A 21076-nucleotide genomic window follows, 5' to 3' on the forward strand; every position below is an offset into this window, starting at 1 on the left:
TCAGTTGCCGACGCGGCGGCGGAGGTCCTGGAACGCCGTGTAGTTGGCGATGACCTCGATCCGGCCCGGCGGGCAGGCGGCCACGGCCTGGTCGAGGTTCTCGTAGACCTGGAAGTGCTGGTCGGCGACCTCCAGGCGCACCGCCAGGTCCAGGCGCCGGTCGCCGACGACGCAGATCGGGTGGCCGGTCAGGCGCGTGTAGTCGACGTCCCACAGCCAGGAGGTGTCGGTGCCGTCCGCGCCGCGGGCGTTCACGGAGAGGATGACCGGGGTGGGCGGCGGGTCGATCAGGGAGAAGGTCTCCAGCCAGCCGGCCGGGTTCTTCGCGAGCAGCAGACGCAGGTCACGGCCCTGGAACTGGACGACGTCGTAGCGTCCGGCCACCGCCTGTACCTGGTACATGCGCTCCAGCGCGACCTGCGGCGGCACTCCGAACACGGCGGCGACGGCGGCCGAGGAGGCGGCGTTGGCCTTGTTGGCGCGGCCGGGCAGCTGGAGGTGGATCGGCCAGGCCGAGCCGTGCGGGTCGAGGACGTGGTCGCCGGAGAGCGCCCAGCTCGGCGTCGGACGGCGGAAGCCGCACTCACCGCAGAACCAGTCGTCGCCCGGGCGCTGCATCACGCCACCGCACGACGGGCAGGACCAGGCGTCGTCCTTCCACATCTGCCCCGCCGCGACCCAGATCACATTGGGGGAGGAGGACGCCGCCCACACCACCAGCGGGTCGTCGCAGTTGGCCACGACCACGGCCTTGGAACCCGCCAGTCCCTCCCGCCAGTTCTCGGCGAGCATGCGGGTCTCGGCGGCGCGGTCGAGCTGGTCGCGCGAGAGGTTGAGCAGGGCGATGCACTTGGGGGCGGTGTCCCGGGCGACGCCCGCGAGGTATTTCTCGTCGACCTCGATGACGCCGTAGCGGGCGTCCGAGCTGCCGGCGAGGGCCGAGGTGATGCCGGCCGGCATGTTGGCGCCGAGCGCGTTGGAGACGACCGGTCCCGCCGCGCGCAGGGCTTCGGCGATGAGCCGGGTGGTGGTGGTCTTGCCGTTCGTCGCGGAGACCAGGACCACGTCCAGGTTCTGGGCGAGCCGGGCGAGCAGGTCGGGGTCGAGTTTGAGCGCGACCCGGCCACCGATCACCGAACCGCTGCCGCGCCCTGCGGCGCGCGATGCCGCCGCGACCGCCTTGCCCGCGGTCACGGCCAGCTTGGCCCGCGGCGAGAGCGGGTCCGAGTTGCCTGCCATCAGTTCTCGATCCTCCTTGCGTACGCGCCGCGCCTTGAAGCCTGACGGCCACGTGGTGTGGACCTCAGCCTATCGAGATCCATTCGCACTCCCGAACCGCGGCACTGTGGCGAACTCGTGTGGGAGGCGCGGACCGACAGGACCTTACTCTTGCCGCCATGCGACACAGCTCCATCCCCGGCGCCCACGGCCGCGTGAGACCCCTCACCCTGCACGGCGATCCGCTCCTGCACTCGCCCTGCGCGGAGGTCACCGACTTCGGTCCCGAACTGGCTCGTCTCGTAGAGGACTTGTTCGCCACCATGTACGCGGCCCAGGGTGTCGGGCTCGCCGCCAACCAGGTCGGCGAGCCGCTGCGGGTCTTCGTCTACGACTGCCCGGACGATGAGGACGTCCGTCATGTGGGTCATGTGATCAATCCGCGGATGGCCGAAAAGGACGGTGTGGTGATCCGGGGCCCGGAGGGCTGTCTGTCCCTGCCCGGCCTGGAGGCGGGCACGGAACGGTACGACCACGCGGTCGTCGAGGGCTTCACGGTGACCGGAGAGCCGGTCACCGTCCACGGCACGGGGTTCTTCGCCCGCTGCCTCCAGCACGAGTGCGACCACCTGGAGGGCCGCGTCTACGCCGACCACCTCAAGGGCTGGCGCCACCGCAGGCTGATGCGCCAGGTGAGCCGGGCTTCCTGGAGTGCCTGAGCGTCGTTCCCTCAGGCGCGCGGGGCGGTGTTCGGCATGCGGCCCCGCCGCTGGGCGCGACCAGCCGCCGCCGACGGTGGGCCGGGAGGCGACGGTCAGAACCCCGGGCCTCCCACCCGGTCACCCGCGGCAGCGAGCCGGCCCCACAGCAGATCAGCCAGACTCCGCACCAACTCCGCACGAGAACAGGGCCGTTCCCCCAGCCACCAGTCCCCGGCGGCATGCATCATGCCGACGATGCCGTGCCCCCACACCCGAGCCAGCTGCTGCCCGCCCGGGCCGAGGTCCAGCCGCTCCTCGATGACCTGTGCCAGCTCCTCGCCCATCCGCCGCAGCAACGGCGCGCTGTGCTTGCCGACATCGAAGCCCTGATCCCCCGGCTGGCTCCCCTCCGCCGGGTGCATCAGGAACCGGTACACCTGGGGCCGCGCCTCGATCGCCGCGAGGTAGGTGTCCAACGTCGCCTCGACCCGCTCCCGTCGGTCCGCCGGCGCGTCCAGCGCCGCCCGCAGCGAGGCCAGCAGCGCGTCGGTGTGCCGTTGGGCAAGGGCCGCGTAAAGTCCGCCCTTGTCGCCGAAGTGCCGGTAGAGAATCGGCTTGGTGATGCCGGCCTCCGCCGCGATCGCGTTCATCGAGGCCTGCGGGCCGTCGCGCAGCACCACCCGGTCGGCGGCTTCCAGCAGCTCACGCCGACGGCGGTCGGCGGACCGTTGCTGATCGGTCCGCTGCGTGGTGTCCATCTGCTCTCCCCACCCGTGCTGTTTCGCTGACGCCTGCGCAAACTAACACTGAAGCATGCGCGGGAGACCGGCCGGGTGCCGACCGGTCGGTTGGAGTTGACTTCGACTACCCGTCGGTAACAGACTGGGTGTTACCGCAAGTAACATGCACGTGTGCCGCTGGAGGGGACGACATGGCCGAGTTCACCATGGAGCTCAACGACGAACAGAAGGAGGTCCGGGACTGGCTGCACGGCTTCGCGGCCGATGTGATCCGCCCCGCGGCCGCCGAATGGGACGAGCGTGAGGAGACTCCCTGGCCGGTCATCCAGGAGGCCGCCAAGGTCGGCATCTACTCCCTGGACTTCTACGCCCAGCAGTACTTCGACTCGACCGGTCTCGGCATACCCATGGCGATGGAGGAGCTCTTCTGGGGCGATGCGGGCATCGCCCTGTCGATCGTCGGCACCGGCCTCGCCGCCGTGGGCGTCCTCGCCAACGGCACCGAGGAGCAGATCGGCACCTGGATCCCCCAGATGTACGGCGACGCCAACGATGTCAAGGTCGCCGCGTTCTGCTCCTCCGAGCCCGACGCCGGCTCGGACGTCGCCTCGATGCGCACCCGTGCCGTGTACGACGAGGCCAAGGACGAGTGGGTGCTCAACGGCACCAAGACCTGGGCGACCAACGGCGGCATCGCCAACGTCCATGTCGTCGTCGCGGTCGTCGACCCCGAGCTCGGCTCCAAGGGGCACGCCTCCTTCATCGTCCCGCCGGGGACGCCCGGGCTGGCCCAGGGACAGAAGTTCAAGAAGCACGGCATCCGCGCCTCGCACACCGCCGAGGTCATCCTCGACAACGTGCGTGTCCCCGGCTCCTGCCTGCTCGGCGGCAAGGAGAAGCTGGACGAGCGGCTGGCCCGCGCACGGGAGAAGGCCAAGCAGGGCGGGGAGCGGGTGAAGAACGCGGCGATGGCCACGTTCGAGGCCTCGCGTCCCGCGGTCGGCGCCATGGCGGTCGGGACCGCCCGCGCCGCCTACGAGGTCGCCCTCGACTACGCCAGGACACGCGAGCAGTTCGGGCGTCCGATCATCGACAACCAGGGTGTCGCCTTCCAGCTCGCGGACATGCGGACGTCCATCGACGCGGCGCGCCTGCTGGTGTGGCGCGCGTCCTGGATGGCGATCAACGGCAAGCCGTTCACCGCCGCCGAGGGCTCGATGTCCAAGCTGTTCGCGAGCGAGACGGCCAAGAGCGTCACGGCCCAGGCCATCCAGATCCTCGGCGGCAACGGCTACACCCGCGAGTACCCCGTCGAGCGGATGCACCGCGACGCGGCCATCTACACCATCTTCGAGGGCACGAGCGAGATCCAGCGGCTGGTCATCGCCCGCACCCTGGCCGGGGTGCCCATCCGCTAACGATGTCTGAGCGGCGTCAGCTGCTCGATGTCGTACCGCGCCCGCAGCTCCTCGATCGCGGCGTGGTCCGGCGGGCCCCCGGCGCCGAGAATCTCCAGCAGTTCCTCGAAGTACCGCTCGTGATCCGGCGGCGGACTCGCCTGGAAGAACAGCTTCGCGGGCTCCTCCGTCGGGTTGGCGAACGCGTGCGGGCACCCCGGGGGCACGACGATCACCGTTCCCGGTGTCGCCCGTACCACCCGGTTGCCCGAACGGGACTCCCACTGCTGCCAGCGGTCGGGCGTGCGGGCCCGCGGCTCGAAGGCGAGGACGTCCAGCTCGCCCTCGAGGACGTAGAACAGCTCCTCGCTGCGGGTGTGCACATGGGCGCCCACGTCGAAGCCCGGGGGCACGACCACCTCGAAGGTGGAGGCCGCCCGGGAGTGCGTGCCGGTCACCTTGAAGGTGACGTGCTGCGCGGGGGCCGCCACCACCCGGCCGTGCCCCGGGGGGACGAGCAGCCCTTCCGTCGCCGTCATCGCCCGCTCATCACGTCACGGGCAGGGGGCAGGATCCCGGTGATCGTCGCTTCGCTCATGTCACCTCGCCTCGTCCCCGCTGTGCCAGCGGCCCAGGGTCATCTCGGCGGTGATACCCGGTCCGAACCCGGCGAGCAGCCCGCGTGCCCGGTCCTCGGGGCCGCCCTCGTCGAACAGCCGGCGCAGCGCGTCCAGGACGACGGCGCTGGCGATGTTGCCGTACTCGGTGAGCGTGGCCCGGCTGAAGCGGAAGGCGTGCGGGTCGACGTGCAGAAAGGTACTGAGGTCGTCGAGGATGCGGGGCCCACCCGCGTGCACGATGTAGAAGTCCAGGTCGGAGGCGTCCCACCCGTGGTCGCCCGCCAAGTCCTGCAGCGCCGGGGCGAGCGGCTCCATCGTGGCCGGCACCCGCTTGTCCAGCAGGAAGTGGAAGCCGGTCGCCCTGACGTCGTACATGATCCACTCCTCGGTCTTGGGGATCAGATACGAGCCGTTGCGCTCCAGGCGGACTCCCTCGCCGCCCCGGCCGCGGACCACGGCGGCGGCGACGCCGTCACCGAACAGGCCGTTCGACAGCAGTGAGCCGACACCGATGTCGGTCGGCTGGTAGCACAGTGAGCAGAACTCGCAGGCCACGATCAGCGCGTTGGCCTCGGGGTACGCCGTGCAGAAGTCGTGGGCCCGGTTGACGGCCGCGCCGCCGGCCGCACATCCCAGCTGGGCGATCGGCAGCTGACGGGTGGTCGGGTCGAACCCCATCTCGTTGATGAGCCACGCCGTCAGCGAGGGCATCATGAAACCCGTGCACGACACGTAGATGATCAGATCCACCTCGGTGGCGAGCAGCTCCGCGTCGTCCAGCGCCCGCTGGACCACCGCGGGCACCCGGGCCTTCGCCTCCGCCTCGTAGAGCTTGTTGCGGTCCGCGAATCCGGGGTGTCTCAGGGTTTCCTCGATGGGCTGCACGATGTGCCGCGTGCGCACACCGGTGTTCTCGATCAGGCGCAGGGCCAGCGGCAGTCGCGGGTGGTCGGCGTGGCGCTCGCGCGCCAGCTCCAGCGTCTCCTCCATCGTGATCACGTGCTCTGGAACGGACACCGCGGGTCTGCACAAAGTCGCCATGAACCGTGCCTGCTTTCGCCTCCCGGAAGGCCTTCACCCCCCGGTCAGAAGGTGCGTCACCTCACGAGGTGGTCCCCCCACGATCTCCCGACGGTACACCGACTTCGCGCCGGACTAGTCCGTATCGGGCACGCCGTGCCACGCTCGTACCCACACCTCGACGACGGAGGACGCGATGACGCACTCGGCACCGGATCTGCTGAAGACGACGACCGCGGCCCTCGCCCCGGACCCGCACGCCAACTGCCTGATCCCCCGGATCGCCGACGGCACGGCCACCCGCTCCACCCTTGCCTCGCTGGCCCTGGAACAGATGTGGGTGATCCCGGCGGACCGCCGGGCGTTCGAGTTCCTGGCGGCACGCGGCGAAGCGGCCGACCCGGAGGCGGCGGCCTTCTTCACGGCCCTGGCCGAGGGCGAGGCCCTGGCGGGTGGGCGACTGACGGCGTTCGCACGAGCGTGCGGAGTGGACGAGGCGGGGGAGGCGTCGTACGAGCCCCTGGCGGGCTGTCAGGCGTACCCCGCGTACGTGGCCTGGCTGGCCCTGAACGCCGCACCGGCAGACGTGGTCCTGGCTCTGACGGCCAACTTCTCCGCATGGGGCGGCTATTGCGCGACGATCGCGACAGCGCTGCGCGAGCGGTACGGCTTCACCGACGAGGCCTGCGCCTTCTTCGACTTCTTCGCGCAGCCGTCGCCGGAGCTGGACCGACGGGCGACGGCGGCCGTCCAGGCGGCTCTGGACGCCGGGCGTCTCGACCAAGAGCGAGCACACACCTACGGCCGCCTGTTGCAGAACTACGAGGCGATGTTCTGGAACACCCTGAGCCGGGTGGCATGAGGGGCGCAGGGCGCGCGACAAGCCCTCACGCACCGTCACACGCCACGGCTACGTCGCACTCCCACTGCTGTGCGCGATACAGGCCACATCGATACGATCGGCCAGTTTCGCCAGCTCGATGGCCAACTCGGCGACCGTGTCCTCGTCCAGCCCCGACTCCCCGCCTTCCACGAGCCGCACCCACCGACCCCCCACCGTCCGCAAGAGCTTGCTGACATCCGCGGCAGCCACCTGCAAGGTCCCGCGGTCGTCGACGATCAGAGGCAGAGTCACTTCGCGGTTCACAGACGGGATCGTAGCCCCGCAACACTCACGCACCATGCCAAACAGTGGTGATGTTGCAGAACTCGCGGATTCCGTGCCCGGACAGCTCACGCCCGTATCCGGACCGCTTCACACCACCGAACGGGAACGCCGGGTGGGACGCCGTCATGCCGTTGAAGAACACCCCGCCGGCCTCCAGGTCGCGTACGAACCGGTCGACCTCACCCTCGTCCCGCGTCCACACGTTGGAACTCAATCCGAACGGTGAGTCGTTCGCGATCAGCACGGCCTCGTCCAGGTCGGCCGCCCGGTACAGCGTCGCGACCGGCCCGAACGCCTCCTCCCGGTGGATCCGCATCTCGCGGGTGAGGCCGGCGAGGATCGTCGGCGTGTAGTACCAGCCCGGTCCGTCCGGCCGTTCGCCGCCGCACAGCACCCGGGCCCCGCTTCGGACCGCATCGTCGACCAGTTCCTCCAGATCACGCAGCCCCTGCTCGCTGGAGAGCGGCCCGACCTCGGTCTCGTCGGACAGGGGGTCGCCGACCTTCAGCGCCTTCATGCCCTCGGTGAACCGCTCGGCGAAGGCGTCGTAGACGTCCGTGTGCACGATGAACCGCTTCGCTGCGATGCAGGACTGCCCGGTGTTCTGCACCCGCGCGGTCACCGCGACCTTCGCGGCCCGGTCGATGTCGGCGGACGGCATCACGACGAACGGGTCGCTGCCGCCCAGCTCCAGCACCGTCTTCTTGATCATCTCCCCGGCGGTGGAGGCGACCGCGCGGCCCGCCGGCTCGCTGCCGGTGAGCGTGGCCGCCTTGACCCGCTCGTCGCGCAGGACCTCGTCGACCGCGGCGGAGCCGATCAGCAACGTCTGGAAGGTGCCCTCGGTGAAGCCCGCCCGGTGGAAGAGGTCCTCCAGGTAGAGGGCGGTCTGCGGGACGTTCGAGGCGTGCTTGAGCAGGCCCACGTTGCCCGCCATCAGCGCGGGCGCGGCGAAGCGGACCACCTGCCACAGCGGGAAGTTCCACGGCATGACCGCCAGCACCGGGCCGAGCGGCCGGTAACGGACCCGTACGCGCGAGGCGCCGGAGTCCTTGACGTCGCCGTCGGCGGGCTCCTCGTCGGCGAGCAGTTCCTCGGCGTGGTCGGCGTACCAGCGCATCGCCTTGGCGCACTTGGCCGCCTCGGCGCGGGCCTGCTGGATCGGCTTGCCCATCTCGGTGGTCATCACGCGGGCGATGTCCTGCTGGTCCTCTTCGAGGAGGTCGGCGGCCCGGTGCAGCAGCCGGGCCCGCTCGGCGAAGGTCGTCGTCCGGTACGTGCGGAACGTGGCCTCCGCGAGCTGGAGCCGGCGCTCGATCTCCTCCTCGCCCATGGCCTCGTATGTCTTGAGCGTCTCGCCGTTCGCCGGGTTCACCGTTGCGATGGGCATGGCTGACCTCCCTCGAAGCGGGCTGTGTCTCGACCTTCCCGCGCGGCGGAGGGGGCCGCAACGCGGGAGCGTCTCCTCAGGGCGAGTGCTCCGCCAGGCGGTCGAGAAACGCCGCCTGTGCCTTGACGATCACCGCGCGGGCCCGGTCCGGGCCGAACCACGCCACCCGGTCCAGCTCGGGGAACTCCTGGAGCCGCCCCGACCTCGGCGGCCACTCCATCCGGAAGGTGCCGGGCGCGATCGTCGCCGGGTCGAGGTCCGCCTCGACCGCCCAGGCCGTGACGAGCTTGCCGTTGGTCTGCCGGACCTCGCCCAGGTCGAGGGCCGCGCCGTCGGGCGGGGGGAGCCCCAGCTCCTCCCGGAACTCGCGGCGGGCGGCCTCCCAGGCGGGTTCGTCCGGCCCGTACTCGCCCTTGATCACCGTCCACGCCCCGGCGTCGCGCCGAGCGAAGAACGGGCCGCCCATGTGGCCGAGCAGCACTTCGAGGCCGTCGCCGGTGCGGCGGAAGAGCAGCAGGCCGGCGCTGCGCTTCACGGCTTCACCTCCGGGTGCGCGGCGAGGAGCGTCTCGACCGTGTCGGCGTCCCCGGGGCGCTTGTCCTCCCGGTAGCGGACTACGCGGGCGAAGCGCAGGGTGACGCCGGCCGGGTAGCGGGTGGAGCGCTGGATGCCGTCGTAGGCGATCTCGACGACGAGTTCCGGGCGAACGGTCACGACGTAGCCGTTGTCGTCGACGGCGATCTGCTGGAGCCGTTCGGTCTGCCAGGTGAGCATCGCGTCGGTCATGCCCTTGAAGGTCTTGCCGAGCATGGCGAGGCCACCGTCGGCGGTGCGGGCGCCCAGGTGGAGGTTGGAGAGCTTGCCGGTGCGGCGGCCGTGGCCCCACTCGGCGGCCAGGACCACCAGGTCGAGGGTGTGGACGGGTTTCACCTTCAGCCAGGACGCTCCGCGCCGGCCGGCGCTGTAGGGGGCGTCGAGCGCCTTGGCGACGACGCCCTCGTGGCCGCGCTTCAAGGTCTCGGCGAGGAACTCCTCGGCGGTGGGCGTGTCGTCGGGGCCCGACACCAGCGTGCGCCGCACCCGCATCGGCTCGGGCACCAGGCGGGCCAGCTCGGCGTGCCGCTCGGCGAAGGGCAGGTCCAGCAGGTCCTGGCCGTCCACGGACAGCACGTCGAAGAACACGGGGGAGACCGGCACCGCGCGGGCGGCCGTCGCCACGTCCGTGCGGGAGCCGACGCGCCCTGCGGTCTCCTGGAACGACCGGGGGCGCCCGTCCTCGTCGAAGGAGATCACCTCGCCGTCCAGGATGAACCGCTCGCCCCGCAACTGAAGGGCGGCGGCCGTCACTTCCGGCAGACGGTCGGTGATGTCGTCGAGGGTGCGGGTGTAGAGCCGAACGGTGTCGCCGTCGCGGTGCACCTGCACGCGGATGCCGTCCAGCTTCTCCTCCACCGCGCAGGTGCCCAGCTTCTCCACAGCCTCGGCGACGGAGGAGGCGCTGTGCGCCAGCATCGGCAGCACCGGGCGGCCGACCGTGAGACGGAACCGGTCGAGGGACGCCGGGCCGTCCGCGAGCAGGGCCTCGGCGACCGCCTGGAGGGAACCGGCGAGCATCACGGCCCGCCGTACGTCCGTGCTCGGCGCCCCGGTCGCCTGGGCCAGGCCCTCCACCGCCACCGCGTCCAGCGCGCCCTGCCGGACCTCGCCGGTGAGCAGTCCGAGCAGGAACCGCTGTTCGTCCTCGGTGGCCGTTCCCATCAACTCACCGACCAGCCGGGTGCGTTCCGCCTGGGAACCCGGGCCGGACACCTTCGCGAGCTCGGACAGCCGGGCGTCGACGTCCCGCACGGTCAGGCTCGGCTCGGCGGCCGGGTCGACCGGACGGCCCAGCACCTTCCAGCCCACGCCGATCCGGCCCTGCGGCAGCCGCCCGGCCAGATACGGGATGACGATCGGCACGTCCTCCGCCTCGGCGTCCCGGAAGAGCTCCGCGAGCAGAGTGGTCTTCCGGGACCGCGCCGAGGTGGCGGCGACCTCCTGGGACACACGGGCCAGCCGGTGCAGCAGCATGCAGTCATGGTGCACCGCGGGCGGTGCCTCTACACCTGGACCGCCGCGTCGAGGTCGCTCATCAGCAGGTCCCCGACAATCGCCGACGCCGCCCGGTAGCCGCCGCTCGCCGCGTGCACGACCTGCTCGGCGAAGCCGATGGCGTTGCCCGCGGCCCACACACCCGGCACGGTCGTCAGCCCGGTGGCGTCGACCACCGGATACGCGCCGAACGGCGTCTCGTGCAGCTCGGCGCCCAGCCGCTCCAGCAGACCCGTCTGCGGCACCGGCCGCGGAGCGGTGAACACCACCGAGCGGGCGTGCCTCGTACCGTCCGCGAGCCGGACACCGGTGAGCCGGTCGTCCTCGACCACCAGCTCCGAGACCTCCCCGGGCACCACGTCGACCCCCGCGGCGGCGAGGCGGCGCAGATCCTCGTCGGACAGCTCCTCCTCGGCGACCGTGTGCAGGAAGAGCCGCACGTCCTTCGACCACTGGGACACCATCAGCGCCTGGTGCACGCTCGCCGGGCTCGACGCCAGCACCCCAAACGGCTGGTCGCGCACCTCCCAGCCGTGGCAGAACGGGCAGTGCAGCACGTCCCGGCCGAACCGCTCGGCGACCCCGGGAACCGCGGGCAGCTCGTCCTTCAGGCCCGTGGCGACGATCAGCCGCCGGGCCCGCACGGTCCGGCCGCCGGCCAGCACCACGGTGAAGTCCTCGCCCTGGTCCACCTCCACGACCCGGTCCCGCACGAGTTCCACGCCGTAGCGCGCGATCTCCTCCCGGCCGATGGCCAGGAACTCGGCGGGCGGCATGCCGTCCCGGGACAGATAGCCCTGCATGTGCTCGGCCGGCGCGTTGCGCGGTTCGCCCGCGTCGACCACCAGCGTGTGGTGCCTGGCCCGCCCCAGCACCAGCGCCGCGGACAGGCCCGCCGCGCCCCCGCCGATGACGACCACCGCGTACTTCTCGGTCATGTGACCACCTCCGCTGCCGAGCGTCCCGCGGCCCTGCGGGATTGACAAACAGCTTTGCCGAATCTGCAATACGTCCATGACGACGGACGAGGTACTCGCGGGTGTCGGCCCCCGGCTGCGGCAGATGCGGAAGGACCGGGAGGTGACCCTGGCGGCGCTGTCCGAGTCCACCGGCATCTCCGTCAGCACCCTCTCGCGGCTGGAGTCCGGCCTGCGCAAACCCAGTCTGGAACTGCTGCTGCCGATCGCGCGCGCCCACCAGGTGGCCCTGGACGAGCTGGTCGGGGCCCCGCCGACCGGTGATCCGCGCGTGCGCTCCAAGCCGATCGTGATGGGCGGCCGCACCCACTGGCCGCTCACCCGCCAGCCCGGCGGCCTGCAGGCCTACAAGGTCCTGGAACCGCGGCGCAGGCAAGAACCGGAACCGCGAACGCACGAGGGCTACGAGTGGCTGTACGTGCTGTCCGGGAAGCTGCGCCTGGTGCTGGGCGAGCACGACGTGGTGCTCACGGCGGGGGAGGCCGCCGAATTCGACACCCGGGTGCCGCACTGGTTCGGCTCGACGGGGGAGGGGCCCGTGGAGTTCCTCAGCCTGTTCGGGCCGCAGGGCGAGCGGATGCACGTGCGCGCCCGGCCGAAGAGCGCGTGACGGACGACCGTGAGGGAGGGCCACGGCGGACGACCGTGGCGGACGGTTGTGAGGGACAGCGACGGCGGACGGCTGTGAGGAACAGTCGCGGCGGACGGCTGTGACGGCGGGAAACCCGGCGCGGGAGTTTGGCCGGAGACTGTTCCCCGATGGGCAAGCGACCGCTTAGTATGCGAACCGACCCCGGTCAGACGAAGCAGTCCCCCGTGGAGGCCCCGCATGCAGGCATGGCACGTGCACGAGAACGGTGAGCCGGGCGAGGTGATGCGGCTCGAGGACGTCGAGCCCCCCACGCCCGGTGAGGGCCAGGTCCTGCTGAAGGTGCGGGCGGCCAACATCAACTTCCCGGACGCCCTGCTGTGCCGCGGCCAGTACCAGGTCAGGCCGCCGCTGCCGTTCACCCCGGGCGTGGAGATCTGCGGCGAGACCGAGGACGGCCGCCGGGTGATCGCCAACCCGGCGCTGCCCCACGGGGGCTTCGCCGAGTACGCCGTCGCGGACGCCGCCGCGCTCCTGTCCGCGCCCGACGCCCTCGACGACGCCGAGGCCGCGGCCCTGCACATCGGCTACCAGACCGGCTGGTTCGGTCTGCACCGCCGGGCCGGTCTGGAGGCCGGCGAGACTCTGCTCGTCCACGCTGCCGCCGGAGGGGTCGGCAGCGCGGCCGTGCAGCTCGGGAAGGCTGCCGGCGCCACCGTCATCGGTGTCGTCGGCGGCTCCGGGAAGACGGCCGTCGCCCGCGAGCTCGGCTGTGACGTCGTGATCGACCGGCGCTCCGAGGACGTCGTCGCCGCCGTCAAGGAGGCCACCGGCGGCCGGGGCGCCGACGTGATCTACGACCCGGTCGGCGGCGAGGCCTATACGCAGTCCGCCAAGGCCGTCGCCTTCGAGGGGCGGATCGTCGTCGTCGGCTTCGCCAGCGGCACGATCCCCAGCCCGGGCCTGAACCACGCCCTGGTGAAGAACTACTCGATCCTCGGCCTGCACTGGGGCCTGTACAACACCAAGAACCCCGAACTGGTCCGGCACTGCCACGCGCAGCTCACCGAGCTGGCCGCCCGGGGGGCGATCAAGCCGCTGGTGAGCGAGCGGGTGCCGCTCGGCGCGGCGGCGAGCGCCGTGCAGAAGGTGGCGGACGGTCTTACCACCGGCCGGGTCGCGGTCGTCATGGAGGAGACAGCATGACCGACACCGAGGAACTGCGCCGCCGCACCCGGGAGTTGCTGGCCGCCCACCCGCCGGCCTCCACCGACCGGCTGGACTTCCTCCGGGCCCGCTTCGACGCCGGACTGGCCTGGGTGCACTACCCGGAGGGCCTCGGCGGGCTGGGCGCTCCCCGATCCCTCCAGACCGTCGTGGACGCCGAACTGGAGGCCGCCGGGGCGCCCGACAACGACCCGCGGCGCATCGGCATCGGCCTCGGCATGGCCGCGCCGACGATCCTGGGCTTCGGCACCGACGAGCAGAAGCGGCGGTACCTCAGGCCCCTGTGGACGGGGGAGGAGGTCTGGTGCCAGCTGTTCAGCGAGCCGGGCGCCGGATCCGACCTGGCCGCGCTGGGCACCCGGGCCGTCCGTGAGGGCGACGACTGGGTGGTCAACGGGCAGAAGGTGTGGACGTCCAGCGCCCATGTGGCCCGCTGGGCGATCCTCATCGCCCGCACCGACCCGGAGGTGCCCAAACACCGGGGCATCACGTACTTCGTCTGCGACATGACCGACCCGGGCGTCGAGGTACGGCCGCTGCGGCAGATCACCGGCGAGGCCGAGTTCAACGAGGTGTTCCTCACCGACGTCCGCATCCCGGACGCGCGTCGCCTCGGTGCGGTCGGCGACGGCTGGAAGGTCGCCCAGACCACGCTGAACAACGAGCGCGTCGCCATCGGGGGCATGCGACTGCCCCGCGAGGGCGGAATGATCGGCCCGGTCTCGAAGACCTGGCGCGAGCGGCCCGAGCTGCGCACGCACGACCTGCACCAGCGGCTGCTGAAGCTCTGGGTGGAGGCCGAGGTCTCGCGCCTCACCGCGGAGCGGCTGCGCCAGCAGCTCGTCGTGGGCCAGCCCGGCCCCGAGGGCGCCGGCATGAAGCTGGCCTTCGCCCGCCTCAACCAGGAGATCAGCGGCCTGGAGGTGGAACTCCTCGGCGAAGAGGGCCTGCTGTACGACGACTGGACCATGCGGCGCCCGGAACTGGTCGACTTCACCGGCCGCGACGCCGGCTACCGCTACCTGCGCTCCAAGGGCAACAGCATCGAGGGCGGGACCAGCGAGGTCCTGCTGAACATCGTCGCCGAGCGCGTCCTCGGCCTGCCCGCCGAGCCGCGCACCGACAAGGACGTCGCCTGGAAGGACCTCGCCCGATGAGCGACCTGTTGTACTCGGAAGAGGAAGAGGCGCTGCGCGCCGCCGTCCGCGACCTGCTCGGCGACCACTGCGACGCCTCCGGCGTCATCGCCCGCACCGAGTCGGACACCCCGCACCATCGGGCCCTGTGGAAGGCCCTGACCGACGGCATGGGCCTCGCCGGCCTGCTGGTGCCCGAGGAACTCGACGGCCAGGGCGCCACCCACCGCGAAGCCGCCGTGGTGCTGGAGGAACTGGGCCGCGCGGTCGCACCCGTGCCGTATCTGACGAGCGCGGTCGTCGCCACCGAGGCACTGCTGGCCTGCGGCACCGACGACCTGCTCCGCGCCCTCGCGACCGGGACGACGATCGGCGCCCTCGCGGTCGCCCTCAACGTCGCACCGGGCGCCGCCTACCGGACCGTCCGGTACGACGACGGCGCCCTGCACGGGGAACTGACCGGCATTGCCGACGCGGTCGTGGCGGACGTCCTCCTCGTGCCCGCCGACGACGGTGGCCTGTACGCGGTCGACGCCTCGGCGGCGACCGTCACCCCCCAGACCTCCCTGGACCTGACCCGGCCGCTCGCCACCGTCAGCCTCGACAACGCGCCGGGCCGGCTCCTGGGCGACGCCGAACCCGCCGTGCGCCGCGCCCTGCGCGCCGGGGCCGGACTGCTCGCCTCGGAGCAGTGCGGGCTGGCCGAGTGGACGCTGACCGAGACCGTCCGCTACCTGAAGGAACGCAAGCAGTTCAACCGGCCCGTCGGCGGCTTCCAGGCGCTCAAGCACCGGCTGGCCCAGCTGTGGCTGGAGATCGTCAACACCCGCGCGGCCGCCCGCAACGCCGCCGACGCCCTCACCACCGGCGAGGACGTCGCCGTGGCCGTCACCGTCGCCCAGGCCTACGCGGCGCCCGTGGCGGTGCACGCAGCCGAGGAAGCCCTGCAACTGCACGGTGGCATCGGCATGACATGGGAGCACCCCGCGCACCTGTACCTCAAGCGCGCGAAGGCCGACTCGATCGCCTACGGCACCGCCGGCGCCCACCGGGAGGCACTGGCCGGCCTGGTCGGCCTGCAGGCCCCCTGACGTCCATCCGCCCGACACCGGGCGACATCCCCGCAACGTCCGGGGGAGCCGCACGCCCTGGGCAGCCCGAAAAGCCCGTCCCGTCAGGGGCGGGTCTTTTCGTGCGCCCCTGCCCTCGCCCCGGCCCGGTGAAGTGAACGCGTCGCGGCGATGTGGCCAACTCCGCGCAAGGGCCTGCTTCTTGAGCCGACCTGGACCCCATACTCACAGGGTTCCCCACGGCACCTCCAAGGGAGGCAGAGCATGGCCCTCACCACCCGTCGCCGAGCCCTCACCACCCTCGGCGCAGCCCTCGCGGGCTCGATCGCCCTCCCGGCCGCACCCGCGCCGGCCGGCGGACGCACGCACCGGCCCCGCCCCCTGTGGCGCGCACACGCGCACAACGACTACGAGCACTCGCGTCCCCTGTTCGACGCTCTCGACCACCGCTTCGGCAGCGTCGAGGCCGACATCCACCTCGTCGGCGACCAGCTCCTCGTCGCCCACGACCCGGAGGACCTCGACCCGTCCCGCACCCTGGAGTCCCTGTACCTCGCCCCGCTCGCCGCCCGCGTCCGGGCCCACCACGGCTCGGTGTACCGGGGACACCGGGGCTCGCTCCACCTGCTCGTCGACATCAAGACCGAGGGCGCGTCGACGTACCTCGCACTCGACCGTCACCTCCGGCGCCACCGGCACCTGTTCACCACCTACGCCCACGGCCGCGTCCACCGAGGTCCGGTCACCGCCGTGATCTCGGGCGATCGCGCCGCCCGCGCGCCCATGGAGGCCCAGACCGTCCGGCGCGCCTTCTACGACGGCCGCCTCGCCGACCTCGGCAGCCAGGCGCCGGCCTCCTTCATCCCGCTGATCAGCGACAACTGGACGCTCAACTTCACCTGGCGGGGCGTGGGCCCCTTCCCCGACGCCGAGCGGCACAGGCTGCGGGGCATCGTGAGGACCGCCCACCGACGCGGGCAGAAGGTGCGGTTCTGGGCGACCCCGGACCTGGCCGGACCCGCCCGCGACGCGCTGTGGGGCGAACTGCTCGCCGCCGGCGTCGACTACCTCAACACCGACGACCTCGCCGGCCTGGAGGCGTTCCTCGACGCCCGCCGGGCGCCCTAGGGCGGCAGGACACCACACGTTCGGCGGACAGGTCAGCCGCACGGACGAACCCTTCGCTACGCCACACTTGCGGCCGAACGCCGTGAACCGGACATGGCGGTGTGGCGGAGGAGTTGACGATGGCCATTTCCATCTCTGTGGTGCTGCTGCTCATGATCCTGGCGGTGATCTTCCTGCGCAACGGCGGGCTGAAGGTCTCCCATGCGCTGGTCTGCCTGCTGCTCGGCTTCTACCTGGCCAGCACCAGCATCGCCCCCACCATCCACAGCGGCCTCACGGCGACGGCGGACATCGTCAGCGGTCTGCGGCCCTGACGTCACCCGGAGAACACGCCGATGCCGTTGGGGACGGGGCGTTCGGCCCCGCCGCTGGGGTGGTTGCGCACCGAGACCTCGCTCGCTCCCCGCCTCCGGGCGACCAGGGTCGACGACCCGCCGCCGTCCAGGCTGAAGGCGTCCTCGGCGCCCAGGTCCCGCATGGTGGCGGCGACTTCGGCGATCGTCAGCCCGCTGCGGTAGGCGGCGGCACCGTCCAGTGCGAGCAGCAGCACACGCCGTCCGTTCCCGGCGATCCCCACGGCCGTACGGACGGTCGACGTCGTGCTGTCGAGCCCCGGAAGCGGCTGCCCGCCCGTGAGGACCGGGTAGCCGCCGAGGGCCAGCCGGTACGCGGCACCGTCCGTGGCCGCCACGAGGCTGTGCTCGACCTCGACCGTCTCACCGGTGGAGAACTTGCGCAGCTGCTGGGCGCCCGCCTCCCGGCCGACCAGCACGGTGGTCCCCGCGGCGATGGGGCCGCTGCCCGGGGTGTCGGCGGCCGAGACGACCTTGCCGTCGCGGACCGTCACCTCGTGGACGTCCGTGCTGCACGGGGCGGCGCGGTCCGTGTCCGTGCCGCACGTCGCGCGGACCCGGGAGGCACTGCCCCACTCCGAGGTGAACGCGCCGACCGAACCCACGGGGAGCGCGTACTGGTTGAGCCCGCCGAGAGGCAGCTCGGTCCCGGTCGTACGGACCGCACCGGCGAGCGCCAGCCGGTCCAGCCGTGCCCGGCCGTCACCGTCCACGCCGAACACGTCCTCGGTGCTGGTGCCCGGCGGCAGGGCCGGCCCGAAACGCTGGCCGTCCGGCACGGCCGCCTTGAGCGTCCGCCCGGCGGCGATCGCCGGTCCCACACTCGCCCCGGTCGCCTCGACGCCGGGATGCTGTGTCTCGCTGATGTTGAAGAAGTCGCCGTTGACACCGGCGACCGCCCCTTGGGTGTTCGCCATCGCCGAGACCTGGGCGCGCGAGGCCACCGCCCCCGGGTACAGCAGGTCGACCCGCACCCGAGGGTTGCTCAGGTCGGCCCTCAGCACATGCGCGTGCGTCACCCCCTTGGCCGCCTTGATGTCGAACTCCTCGTACGTCACGCCCGGCGCGATCCGGCCGCCCTTCTGGACGGCGCCGGCCGGAGCCGCCCCGGCCGGCGCCGCGCCGGTCAGCGCGCCGAACGCCGTGAGAAACGCCAGTACCGCTCTGCCGGCTCTCGCGCGCCTGTGCCGACCTGTCACCGTGCCCCCTGATGCCTCGTCAACTGGGCGGACCCTCAGGGGCAGTGCACCAGACGACGGGGCCCGGCAGGGTGGCTGAGCGCCGACCACGCGGGAACGGCTGAAAAACGCACCCCTCTGGGTGCTTCAGCTGTCACCCGTTCCGGTGGCGTACGGGGTGACATACGCGGGCGGGCGGTCGACCGGCGGACCGGGCCGCCCCGCGGTGCGTGCCTGCGCACTGCACACGAGCAACTGCGCCGGCAGCCGGCCCAGGCCGAACCGGCGCCGGCGGCCGACGCTCTCCCCGGGCTGGTCCGACGGTCCGCCCCGCCAGGCGGTGACCCGGGTGGCCACGCTCATGCGGACGACACCGCCCGCGTCGTCCAGGAGCGTCCCGAGCAGCCGGACGTCCTCGGGCCCGGCCACCGGCCCGGTCCCCTCGCCGGCTTCGGGCAGCACCGTGCCCCGCTCCGGATGATGTGTTCCGTACGCGTCCCGTCCCTCGACGTCGGCCGCCTCCGGTTCGTCCGCCGAGGCTCAGCCACCCGCCACGGCATCACGCGGCAGCACTGTGACCCGGCGGAAATTGCACCCCGTACGCCGCGGCTCTGCGTCGTCGGCGGGCGGGTTCTGATGGGCCTTGAGGGCGATGCTCACCAGACTCAGCAGCAGGTCGATGTCCGCCTCGCAGTCGAGGTGGACCGTCACCCAGCACGATCCGGGCAGCAGGTGGATCGCGCTCGAACCGGCGAGGTCGTAGTGGAAGCGCTGGATGGCCCGGCGAGTGAGGTGGAGGTCCACGTCCCGTGAGGAGTGGAAGTGGACGATCTCGTCACGGACGGAACGGAGCGCCCTTCCGGTACCGCAACCCGCCGGGCCCACCATCAGGTCGGGCCAGGCCTGCAGGCGCTCCATGGCGCGCTGGGCCAAAGTCATGACCCCATCGTCGCCTGCTCACCGGTCCGCAACCAGAGGTTGAACGATTTGTAACCGGGACGTGAGGTGGACCGCGGGGCTACGACCGGCGTTTCAGGCGGACTTGACGAGCCGGAGGTAGCGCTTCCAGTCCCAGTGCCGACCCGGGTCGGTGTGGTCACTGCCCGGTACCTCGTGATGGCCGATGATGTGCGCGCGGTTCCTCGGGATGCCGTACCTCGCGCAGATCGCCGCGGTGAGCCGGGCTGACCGCTCGTACATGGCGTCGGTGAAGTAGCCGGGCCGGTCCACCCAGCCTTCGTGCTCGATGCCGATGCTGCGGGTGTTGTAGTCCCAGTTCCCCGCGTGCCACGCGATGTCGGACTCACGCACGCACTGCGCCACGCGTCCGTCGGACGAGCGCACCACGTAGTGCGCGGACACCTTCCTCTCGGGGTTGCGGAAGACGGACAGGGTGCCGGAGTACGTCGTCTGAGCCACGTGGATGATCACGTAGTGCAGCGGATGGGCGCGCGGGCGGTTCGACGGTGTGTAGTTGCCGCGGCTCGCCGGGTGCCATGCCGCTCCTGGGTGATCGACGGCTTGCGGCCGGGCACCGGCCCGGGCGCCGGTGAGCAGGACGGACGGGACGGCGGTGAGGGCGGCGCCTGCGAGGATGCCGCGCCTGCTGGGGAGGGGGGAGATCCGTTCCATGAGCGTGTGCCTCTTCCGGGCTCGACGGGAGGGTGTTCCTTGATCGACAGCGGCGAGCGGCGGCCGTGGTGGCCGCGGCCCGCGGTGATCAAGCTACGGCTCCTGACGGCCGGTCGCGGGGAGGCGATGCGAGGCGGTGGACGGGCCCGTGGATGTGGACAACTCCCTCACCCGGCCGGGTGATTCTGGGCGTCAGCGAGCCGCCGGTGAATGCTTTCGGGGGCCTGCCTCAGGCCTGCCCGGCGACGGCCGCCGGATCGTCCAGCACCGCCCGCACCACCGAGTGCGCGGCCCCCAGCAGCGGTCCCTGAGGGCCCAGCCCGGACACGGACACGGGGCAGGCCGGACCCGCCGTACGACGGGACAGCTCGTCCCGCAGGGAGGGCAGCAGCCAGGGCGCCAGCCCGGACAGTTCCCCGCCCAGGACCACGCTCTGCGGGTCGAGCAGGTTGACCGCCCCGGTCAGGGCCACGCCGAGCGCCGTCCCCGCGTCGCGCAGGGCGCGGCGTACGTTCTCGTCGCCGTCCGCGGCCCGTCCCGCGAGCAGCCCGACCCGGTCGTCACCGGGTTCCAGGCCGGCCGCGCGCAGCACGGCCTCCTCGCCGGCGTACTGCTCCAGGCAGCCTCGCCCTCCGCAGGCACACTCCGGCCCGTCCGGCTGGACCGGCACGTGTCCCAACTCGCCCGCGAAACCGCGGGTTCCGCGCAGCAGCCCGCCGTTCACCACGACCGCCGCGCCGATCCCGATCTCCGCCGAGACGTGCAGGAAGTCGCGGGGCGTGCCGTCCCCCAGCCAGAGCTCGGCGAGGGCGCCGAAGTTGGCCTCGTTGTCCACGGTCAGCGAAAGGTCCGCCGGCAGCAGCTCGCCGAGGTCCGTGTCGTGCCAGCCGAGATTCGGGGCGCGCACGACGGTCCGGGCGTCGCGCGCCACCAGGCCCGGCACGGCCACGGCGAGTCCGGCCGGCCACAGGCCTTCGCCCTCGGCCTCGGCGACGACCCGCCGGATCAGCTCGGTGAGTTCCTCGAGCACGGGCTCTGGGGAGCGGCCGCGGTTCGCTCCCTGCCGTATCGCCCGCGACCGGGTCGTGCCGCGCAGGTCGACGGCGCAGACCGCGAGATGGTCGACGCCGACCTCCGCGCCGATGCCGGCCGGGCCGCGTCCGCTCACGGCGAGCGCGGAGCCCGGGCGGCCCACCCGGCCGGGCCGCTCGGGCCCCAGTTCCTCCAGCAGTCCCGAGCGGATGAGTTCGTCGACGAGGGTCGACACCGCCGCCCGGGTCAGGCCGATCCGCGAGGCGACGGCGGCCCGGGACAGCGGCCCCTCGGCGCGGACGGCGTGCAGGACGCGGGCGAGATTGCGGCGGCGCATGCCCTGCTGGGTGTCGGGCAGTGCGCGCCCCGGACCGACGGGGCGTGCCTCGTGCAGGGGTGCGGTCATGCC

23 protein-coding genes are annotated in these 21076 nt (G+C 72.2%); 9 read left to right on the top strand and 14 right to left on the bottom strand.

Annotated elements, in window-relative coordinates:
• On the bottom strand, positions 1-1239 hold the full coding sequence (locus ACIQHQ_RS22115; protein WP_402613842.1) for a MurT ligase domain-containing protein: 1239 nt from the start codon (positions 1237-1239) through the stop codon (positions 1-3).
• A gap of 158 nt (positions 1240-1397) precedes the next feature.
• On the opposite strand from ACIQHQ_RS22115, the gene def reads away from it, so the two are divergent.
• Positions 1398-1937 (top strand): peptide deformylase, encoded by a 540-nt coding sequence (gene def / locus ACIQHQ_RS22120; RefSeq protein ID WP_402613845.1) that lies wholly within the window; start codon positions 1398-1400, stop codon positions 1935-1937.
• A gap of 95 nt (positions 1938-2032) precedes the next feature.
• Here the strand turns inward: def and ACIQHQ_RS22125 are convergent, their stop codons facing one another.
• On the bottom strand, positions 2033-2677 hold the full coding sequence (locus ACIQHQ_RS22125) for a TetR family transcriptional regulator (RefSeq protein WP_402613848.1): 645 nt from the start codon (positions 2675-2677) through the stop codon (positions 2033-2035).
• 173 nt (positions 2678-2850) lie between these two features.
• On the opposite strand from ACIQHQ_RS22125, the gene ACIQHQ_RS22130 reads away from it, so the two are divergent.
• Positions 2851-4077, top strand: coding sequence for an acyl-CoA dehydrogenase family protein (locus tag ACIQHQ_RS22130; protein ID WP_390986200.1), 1227 nt, complete (start codon positions 2851-2853; stop codon positions 4075-4077).
• Here the strand turns inward: ACIQHQ_RS22130 and ACIQHQ_RS22135 are convergent.
• On the bottom strand, positions 4074-4595 hold the full coding sequence (locus tag ACIQHQ_RS22135) for a cupin domain-containing protein (RefSeq protein WP_402613852.1): 522 nt from the start codon (positions 4593-4595) through the stop codon (positions 4074-4076). The genes ACIQHQ_RS22130 and ACIQHQ_RS22135 overlap by 4 nt on opposite strands.
• 60 nt (positions 4596-4655) lie before the next feature.
• Positions 4656-5717, bottom strand: coding sequence for a type III polyketide synthase (locus ACIQHQ_RS22140; protein WP_402613855.1), 1062 nt, complete (start codon positions 5715-5717; stop codon positions 4656-4658).
• A 175-nt stretch (positions 5718-5892) separates the two neighbouring features.
• Here ACIQHQ_RS22140 and ACIQHQ_RS22145 point away from each other — a divergent pair, with 175 nt between their 5' ends.
• A complete protein-coding gene (locus ACIQHQ_RS22145) occupies positions 5893-6558 on the top strand; it encodes a transcriptional regulator (RefSeq protein WP_402613858.1) in 666 nt (221 codons plus the stop codon).
• A 48-nt stretch (positions 6559-6606) separates the two neighbouring features.
• Here ACIQHQ_RS22145 and ACIQHQ_RS22150 read toward each other — a convergent pair whose 3' ends face one another.
• The 5 genes from ACIQHQ_RS22150 to ACIQHQ_RS22170 all read right to left on the bottom strand — a co-directional run bounded on the left by ACIQHQ_RS22150 (position 6607) and on the right by ACIQHQ_RS22170 (position 11283).
• The gene (locus tag ACIQHQ_RS22150) at positions 6607-6843 is read right to left on the bottom strand and encodes a DUF6213 family protein (RefSeq protein WP_283970907.1); all 237 of its coding nucleotides are present in this window, start codon (positions 6841-6843) and stop codon (positions 6607-6609) included.
• A 25-nt stretch (positions 6844-6868) separates the two neighbouring features.
• On the bottom strand, positions 6869-8254 hold the full coding sequence (locus ACIQHQ_RS22155) for an NADP-dependent succinic semialdehyde dehydrogenase (protein ID WP_402613861.1): 1386 nt from the start codon (positions 8252-8254) through the stop codon (positions 6869-6871).
• A gap of 76 nt (positions 8255-8330) precedes the next feature.
• Positions 8331-8789 (bottom strand): NUDIX domain-containing protein, encoded by a 459-nt coding sequence (locus ACIQHQ_RS22160; RefSeq protein ID WP_402613864.1) that lies wholly within the window; start codon positions 8787-8789, stop codon positions 8331-8333.
• Complete coding sequence (locus ACIQHQ_RS22165) at positions 8786-10324, bottom strand: ATP-dependent DNA ligase (protein ID WP_402613867.1); 1539 nt, start codon at positions 10322-10324, stop codon at positions 8786-8788. The genes ACIQHQ_RS22160 and ACIQHQ_RS22165 overlap by 4 nt, the downstream gene beginning before the upstream one ends.
• Before the next feature lie 29 nt (positions 10325-10353).
• Positions 10354-11283: an NAD(P)/FAD-dependent oxidoreductase gene (locus ACIQHQ_RS22170; RefSeq protein WP_402613870.1), complete on the bottom strand. Its 930-nt coding sequence runs from the start codon at positions 11281-11283 to the stop codon at positions 10354-10356.
• 76 nt (positions 11284-11359) lie between these two features.
• On the opposite strand from ACIQHQ_RS22170, the gene ACIQHQ_RS22175 reads away from it, so the two are divergent.
• The 6 genes from ACIQHQ_RS22175 (at position 11360) to ACIQHQ_RS22200 (ending at position 16786) form a co-directional block, all read left to right on the top strand.
• Entirely contained in the window at positions 11360-11932 is a 573-nt protein-coding gene (locus tag ACIQHQ_RS22175) for a helix-turn-helix domain-containing protein (protein WP_402613873.1), read from the top strand.
• Positions 11933-12151: 219 nt separating this feature from the next.
• The gene (locus ACIQHQ_RS22180) at positions 12152-13117 is read left to right on the top strand and encodes an NADPH:quinone oxidoreductase family protein (RefSeq protein WP_402613875.1); all 966 of its coding nucleotides are present in this window, start codon (positions 12152-12154) and stop codon (positions 13115-13117) included.
• The gene (locus ACIQHQ_RS22185; protein WP_402613878.1) at positions 13114-14295 is read left to right on the top strand and encodes an acyl-CoA dehydrogenase family protein; all 1182 of its coding nucleotides are present in this window, start codon (positions 13114-13116) and stop codon (positions 14293-14295) included. The genes ACIQHQ_RS22180 and ACIQHQ_RS22185 overlap by 4 nt, the downstream gene beginning before the upstream one ends.
• The gene (locus ACIQHQ_RS22190) at positions 14292-15365 is read left to right on the top strand and encodes an acyl-CoA dehydrogenase family protein (protein ID WP_402613881.1); all 1074 of its coding nucleotides are present in this window, start codon (positions 14292-14294) and stop codon (positions 15363-15365) included. The genes ACIQHQ_RS22185 and ACIQHQ_RS22190 overlap by 4 nt, the downstream gene beginning before the upstream one ends.
• A 243-nt stretch (positions 15366-15608) precedes the next feature.
• The gene (locus tag ACIQHQ_RS22195; protein WP_402613884.1) at positions 15609-16472 is read left to right on the top strand and encodes a phosphatidylinositol-specific phospholipase C/glycerophosphodiester phosphodiesterase family protein; all 864 of its coding nucleotides are present in this window, start codon (positions 15609-15611) and stop codon (positions 16470-16472) included.
• 119 nt (positions 16473-16591) lie between these two features.
• Positions 16592-16786: a hypothetical protein gene (locus ACIQHQ_RS22200; RefSeq protein WP_142165279.1), complete on the top strand. Its 195-nt coding sequence runs from the start codon at positions 16592-16594 to the stop codon at positions 16784-16786.
• Between the two features lie 2 nt (positions 16787-16788).
• On the opposite strand, the gene ACIQHQ_RS22205 is transcribed toward ACIQHQ_RS22200, so the two are convergent.
• From ACIQHQ_RS22205 to ACIQHQ_RS22225, 5 genes are all read right to left on the bottom strand, one after another.
• Entirely contained in the window at positions 16789-18024 is a 1236-nt protein-coding gene (locus tag ACIQHQ_RS22205) for a phosphodiester glycosidase family protein (protein ID WP_402613888.1), read from the bottom strand.
• A gap of 126 nt (positions 18025-18150) precedes the next feature.
• Positions 18151-18465: a hypothetical protein gene (locus ACIQHQ_RS22210; RefSeq protein ID WP_402613891.1), complete on the bottom strand. Its 315-nt coding sequence runs from the start codon at positions 18463-18465 to the stop codon at positions 18151-18153.
• Between the two features lie 78 nt (positions 18466-18543).
• Positions 18544-18942, bottom strand: a complete 399-nt coding sequence (locus ACIQHQ_RS22215) for a luciferase family protein (protein WP_402613894.1) — start codon at positions 18940-18942, stop codon at positions 18544-18546.
• 93 nt (positions 18943-19035) lie between these two features.
• Entirely contained in the window at positions 19036-19635 is a 600-nt protein-coding gene (locus tag ACIQHQ_RS22220) for an N-acetylmuramoyl-L-alanine amidase (RefSeq protein ID WP_402613897.1), read from the bottom strand.
• Positions 19636-19864: 229 nt separating this feature from the next.
• Entirely contained in the window at positions 19865-21073 is a 1209-nt protein-coding gene (locus ACIQHQ_RS22225) for an ROK family protein (RefSeq protein ID WP_402613899.1), read from the bottom strand.
• Positions 21074-21076: the final 3 nt, after the last annotated feature.

The organism is Streptomyces sp. NPDC092370 (genome assembly GCF_044755265.1).
Taxonomy (GTDB): Bacteria; Actinomycetota; Actinomycetes; order Streptomycetales; family Streptomycetaceae; genus Streptomyces.

Coding starts and splice junctions, on each gene's coding strand:
- ACIQHQ_RS22115 (WP_402613842.1), bottom strand. CDS start 1,239: ATGGCAGGCAACTCGGACCCGCTCTCGCCGCGGGCCAAGCTGGCCGTG.
- def (WP_402613845.1), top strand. CDS start 1,398: ATGCGACACAGCTCCATCCCCGGCGCCCACGGCCGCGTGAGACCCCTC.
- ACIQHQ_RS22125 (WP_402613848.1), bottom strand. CDS start 2,677: ATGGACACCACGCAGCGGACCGATCAGCAACGGTCCGCCGACCGCCGT.
- ACIQHQ_RS22130 (WP_390986200.1), top strand. CDS start 2,851: ATGGCCGAGTTCACCATGGAGCTCAACGACGAACAGAAGGAGGTCCGG.
- ACIQHQ_RS22135 (WP_402613852.1), bottom strand. CDS start 4,595: ATGACGGCGACGGAAGGGCTGCTCGTCCCCCCGGGGCACGGCCGGGTG.
- ACIQHQ_RS22140 (WP_402613855.1), bottom strand. CDS start 5,717: ATGGCGACTTTGTGCAGACCCGCGGTGTCCGTTCCAGAGCACGTGATC.
- ACIQHQ_RS22145 (WP_402613858.1), top strand. CDS start 5,893: ATGACGCACTCGGCACCGGATCTGCTGAAGACGACGACCGCGGCCCTC.
- ACIQHQ_RS22155 (WP_402613861.1), bottom strand. CDS start 8,254: ATGCCCATCGCAACGGTGAACCCGGCGAACGGCGAGACGCTCAAGACA.
- ACIQHQ_RS22165 (WP_402613867.1), bottom strand. CDS start 10,324: ATGCTGCTGCACCGGCTGGCCCGTGTGTCCCAGGAGGTCGCCGCCACC.
- ACIQHQ_RS22170 (WP_402613870.1), bottom strand. CDS start 11,283: ATGACCGAGAAGTACGCGGTGGTCGTCATCGGCGGGGGCGCGGCGGGC.
- ACIQHQ_RS22175 (WP_402613873.1), top strand. CDS start 11,360: ATGACGACGGACGAGGTACTCGCGGGTGTCGGCCCCCGGCTGCGGCAG.
- ACIQHQ_RS22180 (WP_402613875.1), top strand. CDS start 12,152: ATGCAGGCATGGCACGTGCACGAGAACGGTGAGCCGGGCGAGGTGATG.
- ACIQHQ_RS22185 (WP_402613878.1), top strand. CDS start 13,114: ATGACCGACACCGAGGAACTGCGCCGCCGCACCCGGGAGTTGCTGGCC.
- ACIQHQ_RS22190 (WP_402613881.1), top strand. CDS start 14,292: ATGAGCGACCTGTTGTACTCGGAAGAGGAAGAGGCGCTGCGCGCCGCC.
- ACIQHQ_RS22195 (WP_402613884.1), top strand. CDS start 15,609: ATGGCCCTCACCACCCGTCGCCGAGCCCTCACCACCCTCGGCGCAGCC.
- ACIQHQ_RS22200 (WP_142165279.1), top strand. CDS start 16,592: ATGGCCATTTCCATCTCTGTGGTGCTGCTGCTCATGATCCTGGCGGTG.
- ACIQHQ_RS22215 (WP_402613894.1), bottom strand. CDS start 18,942: ATGACTTTGGCCCAGCGCGCCATGGAGCGCCTGCAGGCCTGGCCCGAC.
- ACIQHQ_RS22220 (WP_402613897.1), bottom strand. CDS start 19,635: ATGGAACGGATCTCCCCCCTCCCCAGCAGGCGCGGCATCCTCGCAGGC.
- ACIQHQ_RS22225 (WP_402613899.1), bottom strand. CDS start 21,073: ATGACCGCACCCCTGCACGAGGCACGCCCCGTCGGTCCGGGGCGCGCA.